The sequence below is a fragment of the Rhizobium sp. YS-1r genome, assembly GCF_000757525.1.
Lineage (GTDB): Bacteria > Pseudomonadota > Alphaproteobacteria > Rhizobiales > Rhizobiaceae > Neorhizobium > Neorhizobium petrolearium.
Genome location: NZ_JPYQ01000021.1, coordinates 1 through 9,345, shown reverse-complemented (window position 1 = coordinate 9,345; position 9,345 = coordinate 1). Strand labels below are relative to the sequence as shown.

Genomic DNA, 9,345 nt, shown 5'->3' with positions numbered 1-9,345 from the left:
TTGCTCTGATCCGAGTAGGCGTGGTTCAAGGGACATACAGCTAAACGATTGATAAGATTGCATTATCCTTCCTTTGTTTCCTTATATGGAAAGAAACGCGAAACAGCGGCAAAACGGCCTCTCTCGTCGAGCAGAAGTCAAGTCTGATCGGAACCACCTGCTTGCATATCTCTACGGCCTTCAGGTGGTCCACAAAGCATAAAAGTAGCCAGGAATGATCCTGGCTACCTTTCTCAATCTTGAATTCTTGATAGGCCCTTCGCGGCAATCACCATACAGGTGGGCTCGTGAACGCCGCCGGAAAGCAATTTCTTTCAGGCCTATTGCCGTGCCATAGCGAGCTGAATGGCCATGACCGGATCCACCTTGTGTTCCGCATTCTCGGCTGCGTCGTCAATGGCGAGTTGGAGGCCCTTGATCTTGCCGTTGAAATGGTTGTCGCGCGGGCCGTAGTCCGGCGAGACGGGAGCGCCGGAGTCCTCTCCGACGTCAAGGCCATCGTCGGCGGAGAAGACCATGGCCAATGTCGCCCCGACATCGCCTTCGCCCACCTTCTCACCGTCAGTATAGAGCGTGACCTTGCCCCCCTTGCCCAGGCCGCCTCCGGCATAGACAAACTCCATGCGCACCTGATGCACGCCCTCTGGAAGCGGGCTTGTTGCCTCGATAATGAAGTGCTTGAAGCCGCCCCAGTTGTAGCAATAGGTGAGCTTACCCTCCTTGGCGTAGAGGCTCCAGCCACCGATATTGGCTCCCTGCGAAATGATGACGCCCTTGGCACCTCCCGCTGGCACTTCGATCTCGGCCGTGACGGAGTGGGACTTGTTCTTGAGGTTCAGAACGCAGTTTTCCGACAGACGCCCCATGCCGCTGTAAAGAAGTTGGCTCTTTCCCTTGATAAGCACCGGACGTCCGGCCGTGTCCGGATTCATCTTCTCGGCCATGCGGTCGTCGAGCGGCAGCACCTTGTAGCGGGTGGCTTCGATCAGCCAGAGGCGCTGCAGCTCATGCAGCTTTTGAGGGTTCTCCTTGGAGAGATCATGGGCCTGGCTCCAGTCCTTGCTGGTGTCGTAGAGCTCCCAGACATCATCGTCAAATGCGGGAAGCTTCTGGTCCAATGGAGCCCACGGTGTCTTGTGATGGGTCACTGCGGTCCACCCCTTGTGATAGAGGCCGCGATTGCCAAACATCTCGAAATACTGGGTTTCGTGCCGTTCCACTGCCTTGGCGTCGTTGAACGCGTAGAGCATGCTGATGCCTTCGATCGGATCCTGCTGGATACCATTGACGGAGACGGGCTCCGGAATCCCGGCAGCTTCGAGAATCGTCGGAGCCACGTCGATGACATGACTGAACTGAGAGCGAACCTCGCCTTTGGCCTTAATGCCCTTCGGCCAGTGGACGATCGTTCCATTCCGGGTTCCGCCAAAGTGTGACGCAACCTGCTTGGTCCATTGATAAGGCGTATTCATCGCATGCGCCCAACCGACGGCAAAATGATTGTAGGATTCGGGGCCACCAAGCTGGTCGAGCTTCGACGTGAGGTATTCGGGCGTCTCCATGGCCTGTTGCAGACCATTGAAGTAGCTCATCTCGTTGAAGCAGCCATTGATCGAGCCTTCGGCCGAGGCGCCATTGTCGCCGATGATGTAATAGACGAGCGTATTGTCGAGGACGCCGAGCTTGGCCAGGCCATCGATGATCCGGCCCACATGATGGTCGGTGTATTCCATGAAGCCCGCATAAACCTCCATCTGGCGCCGCAGAACTGGCCTGAATGCTTCGGGCATATCCTCCCACGCCGGAATCTCGTCATGGCGCTGGGTCAAATCAGCGTCGGTCGGGATGACGCCAAGTGCCTTCTGCCGGGCGATGGTTTCCTCGCGCAGCTTGTCCCAGCCCTGATCAAACTTGCCTTTGTATTTGTCGGCCCACTCCTTGGGCACATGGTGCGGGGCGTGGGTGGCGCCGGGCGCGAAATAGACGAAGAACGGCTTATCGGGGGCGAGGAACTTCTGTTGGGCGATCCAGTCGATGGCCTTGTCAGTCATGTCCTCGACCAGATGATAACCCTCTTCAGGCGTCTTCTTCGCTTCGACAGGTGTAGTTCCCTCATAAAGTGTGGGATACCATTGGTTGGCCTCTCCGCCGATGAAGCCGTAGAAATACTCGAAGCCGCCGCCGCCCGTGGGCCAGGCGTTGAATGGGCCGGTTGGGCTGGTCTGCCAGACCGGCACCTCGTGGCACTTGCCGAATTGAGCGGTGTTGTAGCCGTTTAGTTTCAGGGTCTGCGCCAACGGCGACATGGAATTCGGCAGCACGGAGCAATAACCTGGCGCGCCGGTGGCAATCTCGGTTATGCCGCCCATGCCTGCGGAATGGTGGTTGCGGCCGGTTAGAAGCGCTTGCCGCGTCGGTGAGCAGAGCGCCGTGGTGTGGAAGCGGTTGAACTTCAGCCCATCGGCAGCCAGCTTCTCGGCTGTCGGCGTCTGGCAAGGGCCACCAAAGGCGCTGGATGAGCCGAACCCGGCATCATCGATCAGGATGACCAGTACGTTCGGGGCACCTTCAGGCGGGCGTAACTCATCAATGGGCGGAAACTTGCTATCCGGATCCTTCGCATCATACGCAGTGAACCGGGTGCGCGCGGTGTTCTGCATGGGAAGATGCGTGCGCGGTTTCTTGTCGTTGCTGGGCGTCATCGAAATATTCCTCCATGGTAGTATAGTATTTGTTTTGGGTACCTACGGCGAATTGTTCGCCCCTCCCTTGCACCTGCCTGTCTTGCAAAGGCTCAGGCAACGAATGAGTGCCGGTCCTGTGAATGGCAGGGGACTTGACCCGAGCGGGCCCGAAAGTGTGGCGATGAATGTGCATGCTGGCGCAGTCGTGTATGCACTTTTTAAGCTCCACCCTTGCTTGCTATCGCAAGCCGGTGGTGATCGGCACTGCTGTGAATTGCATCACATTTTCGAATGCTCGCATATATTCATATGACCGCATTGATTGATATCAATTCAACAACTTTGAGTTTATGTCTATTATTATAGTGTATGAGGGAGTGGCCGAAGATATGAATTCAATTCCGCAGCCTTCTTGGTAGCGGTTAGGTGTTGTCGCCAGGGAAAACTGAACACAATGGCAGATACAAGCAGCGATGGCACACCGAACCGCTTCGAAGTGAGGACGACGGCGGAGAGTCATTTTTCATGGCTGCGTACGCGGATGAGTCTTGAGCGCACTTTGATGTCATGGGTACGCACTGCGATCTCATTGATCGGCTTTGGGTTTACCATCGTCCAGTTTTTCGACCGGTTGCAGCAATTGCCCGGCATCAAGCCCGCCCTTTTTCCGGATGCGGCGTGGTACCTGGGCTTGGCGCTGATCTTCTGCGGCGTTCTGGCACTTATCATTGCCGTCAAGCAGTACCAGTGGGGCTTGCGCTACCTCTGGAGTGAGAATTTTTCCGCCTTGGCGGGCGCGACGAAGATGGGGATGCAATCCTCGGCATTGGCCGTCGCAATCGTCTTGGCCGCCATCGGTACGATTGCATTCGTGACGGTTCTGCTGCGTCTTGTGTAGACCGCCAGTGCAAACTTCTTCCATGTAAGGCGAAAACGCCTGAGAACGAGCTTCGCAGTAATTCGGTCTGCCATTGGTTGACAGGCAGGGCATTTCCTTTCGATCTTTCACCCTCAATGGCTGCAAAATGATGACTGAAGTAACGCTCGCTTACCATCTTCTTGCCAAACCGACTGGCGCGACCTGCAATCTGGACTGCAAATACTGTTTCTTCCTGTCAAAGGACAGCCTCTATCCGAACGAGAAGACCCGCATGTCGGACGAGGTTCTGGAACTCTACATCCAGCAACGCCTTTCCCAGCATGACGAACCGGAGATCAGCATTGCTTGGCAAGGTGGCGAGCCGACCATCATGGGCCTCGACTTTTTCAAAAGATCTATCGAATTTGTCGACAGGCATCGCAAGCCGGGACAAAATATCCTCTACACAATCCAGACCAACGGGTTGCTGCTCGATGACGATTGGTGCTTCTTTTTCAAGAAGCACAACTTTCTGGTTGGACTCAGCATAGATGGTCCGCGAGACATGCATGATGCCTACCGGGTCGACAAGCGCGGTGGCGGCTCTTTCGACCTCGTCATGCGCGCCTGGGAGGCTTTGCGGCGGCATGAGGTCGATTTCAACATACTTTGCACCGTCCATGCCGCCAATGCGGACCATCCGCTCGACGTCTACCGGTTCTTTCGCGATGAACTGAAAGCACAATTCATACAGTTCATTCCGATCGTCGAGCGCGCCACACCGGAACTCCTGCCGGTTGCCAACAAGGGATGGGGCGAGCGGCCCGGCGGTGAGCGTCCGCTTTACCTGCAGCGTGGCAGTCTGGTCACGGAACGCTCTGTCGAGGCAGAGCAGTTCGGTCGCTTTCTTTGCGAGATTTTCGACGAATGGATAAAGCGGGACGTTGGTGAGGTTTTCGTGCAAACCTTCGACGTGGCGCTGGGAAGCTGGGTCGGGCAGCACAATCTGTGCATTTTCTCGCCCACATGCGGCGGTGCGCTCGCGCTTGAGCACAATGGCGACGTCTATTCCTGCGATCACTATGTCGAGCCGGATTACCTGCTGGGCAACATCAAGGAGACGCCCATGCTGGAGTTGGTGGCATCCGACAAGCAACGCCAATTCGGCCAGCACAAGTATGACAGCCTTCCCCGATATTGTCGTGAATGCGAGGTGTTGTTCGCCTGTTATGGCGAATGCCCGCGGAACCGCTTTATCATGACGCCGGACGGCGAGCCCGGTCTGAACTATCTCTGCGCCGGCTACAAGCAGTTCTTCAAGCATATAGATGCGCCCATGAAGACAATGGCGACACTCCTAAAGCAGGGTCGCTACGCCGATGAAATCATGCGGATGCAATGATGATGATCGCGACGTAGAAAAGGAGCGCCGATGGACCTCGTGCGCGAATGGATTTCACTGGCAGCCGTGTGCATTGAGGCATTGGCTGTGCTTATCATGGTGGTCTTCATCGCCGTCGTCACCGCCCGCTGGCTGCTTCACAGCGCCCGGGCAGTCGAAGGGGCTTACGAGCGCTACAGAACAGCCGTGGGAAGGTCACTTCTGATCGGGCTCGAACTTCTGGTCGCTGCAGACATCATACGGACCGTCGCTCTGGACCCGTCCTTGAACAACATCATGACCCTCGGCGCCCTGGTTCTGGTCAGGACCTTCCTCGGGTGGACACTGACCGTCGAGGTGGAGGGCCGTTGGCCATGGCAAAAGCCAGGAACGAGGAGTGAGAAAATTGGAAAGAGTTGAGAAAACCCGTTCCTGGACGTGATCGCCATCTACGGCTGCGCGCGGGGCGGGGCAGCAACGGGAGGATTGATATGGGTGACCACTTGAGTTTTATCGATGGCTTGCTGGCCCGAATTGACGGTCCCATGAGCCTGCGTTTGCTCCTGCAGCCGCTCATGGCGCTGGGCTTCGCTTATCACGATGGCAGGAGGGACGCGCGTGAGGGGCGGGCTCCTTATTTCTGGGCATTGTTCACCGATGCGGAGCACCGGCGCGACATGTTGCAGAGTGGCTGGAAGTCGATCGGCAAGGTCTTCATCATCGCCGTCATCCTCGACCTGATCTTCCAATACATCGTCTTCCACGATTTTCGCCTCGTCGGCGCGCTGGTTGCCGGAACTGTTCTGGCGATCATTCCCTATACCTTGCTTCGCGGACCTGTGAACCGGCTCAGTCGTTAGAGGCAATCGCATGCACCACATCCGCACCGTCGCTCTTTCCGACCCATCGGCGATACTGCCGCCAAACGAGGTTGTGGCGTCGTTGGGATCATGCCGTGATGCTGTGCGCTCCAGGGTCACTCGGTCCCTGGAGATAGAAGTGTCCGTGGGCGAAAGCCAAGGCCGGCTCGCGACCGTATCTCCCGTCCCTGATCTGCTGCGCGCTTTTCTACTTCATGATGCGGGAGGGTTCGGCATGCTACTAAGGGGTTAGTATTCTGCCGATGCACTCATGTGATAGGCATTACTTAATGAGAAGCTAAATTCTGGTGGGGAGAAATAATGCGAAGTATCCTTCCACATGGCGCCCAATCGAGCGGGTGGCGGCGCATGATGTATCGCCTTCTCACAGCATCACTTGTTTTGGGGCTGTACCATTCTTCGGCACAAAGCCAAGGCGCGATCGATGATGACGCCGACAAGCTGTTGCATGCGATGTCGTCTTATCTCGGCGGGCTCAAATCGGCGACGTTTGACTACGACACCGATCAGGAGATCGTCGACAGGCAAGGGCAGAAGCTGCAATACAGTGCCTCGGGGACGATAGCCATATCGCGACCGGACAAGTTGCACGTAACGCGCAAAGGTCCCTTCGCGGATGTCGAGGCCATATTGAACGGCAAGAGCATTTCGCTTTATGGCCGCGGGCTCAACGTCTATGCCCAGATGGAAAGTCCGGAGGCCACCATCGACGCCGGTCTCGAGGAGTTCCGCATGTCGACGGGCCTCGACGCCGCAGGGGCCGATCTGCTCGCAGCCGATCCCTATGCGCTGCTGACCGAAACGGCTGAGGAAGGACGATTCGTCGGCAACGCTTTCGTCGGCGGCGTGGAATGCGATCATCTTGCATTTCGGACGGATACCGTCGATTGGCAGATCTGGATCCGGAAGGGCGAACAGCCCTTGCCAGTCAAGTATGTGATCACCTCGAAATGGGTGACGGGCGCCCCAGAATATTCGGTACGACTTACCAACTGGAATGTAGATCCCGCAATCGACAAATCGGTATTTGAGTTCTCTCCCCCCGCAGGCGCGAGAAAGATCGAGCAGATCGGCTCCGATGCCATCGGCGATGTCATTCTGGAGGATGCACAATGAAATCGCGCCGCTATTTGTCAATTGCCGCTCTGGCTCTTACCTTGGTGGCGGTGGATTGTTGGACCGAAGGAGCCATCATCCCGTCGCATTTCGTGATCTCCGAAGCCCAGGCCAGGGTAGGTCGGCCGGCCACTCCCAGAAGCGTTGCAGGCGTTGCCCGCCGGACAACGCGCCGGGTCGTGCGCCGATCCGCCATTTACGTCTCGACCTTGCCAAGGGGCTGTTCGGCCGTGGTTATCAACGGTGTGTCCATCTGGCAGTGCGGAGGAGCGTACTACCAGTCCTATGGCGGACGCTACGTTGTCGTTTATGTCGACTGATGACACGGGAGTATAGCAACACGTCCCTCCGAAAGCCGTCGATCTCCATGGTTTCGAAATTCCATCAGGTGGGGAGGCTGGCCAGTTTCCGAAACACAAGAACCACTTCGAATTGCGTAACCTCTTGCAGATTCGAGCCCGTGGAACGGACGCGCCGCAGAAACCGATAGCAAGCTAACCCTCGGAGGGGATTATGCGACTGGCATCAAAAGTATCGGTCGTATCTCGCGCACTCGTCGTGACTGCGACTTTGAACTTCCCCGGCCAGACGGTGGCCCAGGACCAAACCCAGGAACTCGCCAAGCAGCTGTCGAACCCGATTGCTTCGTTGATAAGCGTACCCTTTCAGTTCAACTATGATCATGGCTATGGGCCCGATGACGGCAAAAAGGCTTTCGTCAATGTACAGCCTGTCATACCGATCTCCATCAATGACGAATGGAACCTGATCTCCCGGACGATCGTGCCCATCACCTGGCAGAACGATATTGCCGGACCATCGGGCGAGCAGTTCGGACTGGGCGACGTGGTCCAGAGCTTTTTTCTCTCGCCGGTCAAGCCGACGGAGGGAGGTATCATCTGGGGTGTCGGTCCGGTGTTCCTTCTTCCGACGGCCACTGACGACTTGCTGGGCGGGGAAAAATGGGGCGCCGGCCCCACAGCCGTCGCATTGAAACAGAGCGACGGATGGACAGTCGGAGCGCTTGCAAACCACATCTGGTCATTCGGCGGCGACGATAGCCGCCCCGACGTCAACGCGACATTCCTGCAGCCCTTTGTCTCATATACGACGTCCGACGCCTGGACGTTCACGCTCAATACCGAAAGCACATACAACTGGGAGACCGACGCATGGTCTGTCCCTGTCAATGCCACGGTCGCAAAGCTTGTCGTTCTGGACAAGCAACCCGTCAGCCTGTCCGCCGGAATTCGATACTGGGTGGAGAGCCCGGAAGGTGGCCCCGAGGGATTAGGGTTCAGGCTGGGTGTCACCATGTTGTTCCCGAAGTAGATTTGGACTGTTGCGGCGACGGTCCCGTCTTGGGGATAGGTGGGGACGGAGACTGCTGGAGCCTGGAGGAGAATATGGGTAATGGATGAGAACACTTCGGATGCGGGTCTCACCTTGCTTACCGCAGGTCTGCAGCAGTTCGCAGAACGGTTCATCGAGGGGCTCCACGTCCGATACCTTGCCTGGCTGGCGGCGCCCGCGGAATTTGAAACATTCCGGGTGTCTTTCGCCCAGGTCTCCACCTCCGGCTTCGCAATGGTGTCGCAGATCCTTCTGATCGTCGCGATCGTTGCCGTGCCGCTTGTCATCGGAGGCCGGCGGATCCGCATAGGCACGGGTACTGCGTGGAGCCGCCTGCTTTTATCGGCGATGGTGGCGGTGATAGCTCTGGCGATCGGTTTCCTGGCGACGCGACTGCTGGCATCCCAAGGATTGCCGATGCAAACGCTCCAGCTGTGGGTTACGTCCACCGTGGCGGGATGGGTCGTGCTCATCGCGCTGCATTGGCTGCTTCTGCAACAGCAGCCTCCAGAAGCCCGTCTTCGGCGCAACCGTTTGACCAAATTCGTTCGCGATCTCTCCCTTGCCATCCTATGGGCGGTTGCCGGGCTGTCGCTTGTTGCCTCACTGCGGCTGTGGGGTGCCGGCGCCGGCATGATCGATCTGTGGGGAACGGTGGTGGTAACCTTGCCCACGTTGCTTCTGTCCACCGGCGCCATATGGCGTCACAGGCGAACGCTTGCCGGAACCGTGGCCGGACCCCGTCCTCGCGCTTTCTGGCGCGGCAGCTTCGCGCGATGCTGGCCGGCTATCGTGATGGCTCTGTTGCAAAGATTTTAAGCGCCGGGGAATTCCACCGTTCTCTGCTATCAAGCGGCCTAATCTTCGAGATTCTGGGCGAGCAAAGCCGCGGCTTCGGTCAGAGCACTCGGCCCGATACCGAAGGCCCGTTCAACGATACGAGCCTCTCCACAGATGTCTTTTGTCAGGTTGAAAATAGCAGCCTGGCCCTTGCGTAATGCCCGCATGACTTCGAAACTGCCGCGCGACGATCAACGTGGAATTCCAGCGTCAATCAAGATGGGACTTTGC

9 protein-coding genes and 1 pseudogene are annotated in these 9,345 nt (G+C 57.4%); 8 read left to right on the top strand and 2 right to left on the bottom strand.

Features of this window, described 5'->3' with window-relative positions; translation table 11 throughout:
- Window positions 1-320: 320 nt before the first annotated feature.
- Window positions 321-2,702, bottom strand: a complete 2,382-nt coding sequence (locus JL39_RS14895) for an arylsulfatase (RefSeq protein WP_037151941.1) — start codon at window positions 2,700-2,702, stop codon at window positions 321-323.
- 436 nt (window positions 2,703-3,138) lie between these two features.
- On the opposite strand from JL39_RS14895, the gene JL39_RS14890 reads away from it, so the two are divergent.
- The 8 genes from JL39_RS14890 (at window position 3,139) to JL39_RS14855 (ending at window position 9,093) form a co-directional block, all read left to right on the top strand.
- Window positions 3,139-3,582, top strand: coding sequence for a DUF202 domain-containing protein (locus tag JL39_RS14890; protein WP_037151938.1), 444 nt, complete (start codon window positions 3,139-3,141; stop codon window positions 3,580-3,582).
- Window positions 3,583-3,709: 127 nt separating this feature from the next.
- The gene (locus JL39_RS14885) at window positions 3,710-4,945 is read left to right on the top strand and encodes an anaerobic sulfatase maturase (protein ID WP_037151950.1); all 1,236 of its coding nucleotides are present in this window, start codon (window positions 3,710-3,712) and stop codon (window positions 4,943-4,945) included.
- A 30-nt stretch (window positions 4,946-4,975) separates the two neighbouring features.
- The gene (locus JL39_RS14880; RefSeq protein ID WP_037151935.1) at window positions 4,976-5,344 is read left to right on the top strand and encodes a DUF1622 domain-containing protein; all 369 of its coding nucleotides are present in this window, start codon (window positions 4,976-4,978) and stop codon (window positions 5,342-5,344) included.
- A gap of 71 nt (window positions 5,345-5,415) precedes the next feature.
- A complete protein-coding gene (locus JL39_RS14875) occupies window positions 5,416-5,784 on the top strand; it encodes a hypothetical protein (RefSeq protein ID WP_037151932.1) in 369 nt (122 codons plus the stop codon).
- 321 nt (window positions 5,785-6,105) lie between these two features.
- On the top strand, window positions 6,106-6,921 hold the full coding sequence (locus JL39_RS14870) for a DUF2092 domain-containing protein (protein ID WP_081952848.1): 816 nt from the start codon (window positions 6,106-6,108) through the stop codon (window positions 6,919-6,921).
- Window positions 6,918-7,241: a hypothetical protein gene (locus JL39_RS14865; protein ID WP_037151929.1), complete on the top strand. Its 324-nt coding sequence runs from the start codon at window positions 6,918-6,920 to the stop codon at window positions 7,239-7,241. Before JL39_RS14870 ends, JL39_RS14865 begins: the two co-directional genes overlap by 4 nt.
- A 193-nt stretch (window positions 7,242-7,434) precedes the next feature.
- The gene (locus tag JL39_RS14860) at window positions 7,435-8,253 is read left to right on the top strand and encodes a hypothetical protein (RefSeq protein WP_037151927.1); all 819 of its coding nucleotides are present in this window, start codon (window positions 7,435-7,437) and stop codon (window positions 8,251-8,253) included.
- Between the two features lie 81 nt (window positions 8,254-8,334).
- Entirely contained in the window at window positions 8,335-9,093 is a 759-nt protein-coding gene (locus JL39_RS14855) for a hypothetical protein (RefSeq protein WP_052182875.1), read from the top strand.
- A 38-nt stretch (window positions 9,094-9,131) separates the two neighbouring features.
- Here JL39_RS14855 and JL39_RS14850 read toward each other — a convergent pair.
- Window positions 9,132-9,290, bottom strand: a pseudogene (locus tag JL39_RS14850) (IS6 family transposase); the annotation flags it as partial.
- Window positions 9,291-9,345: the final 55 nt, after the last annotated feature.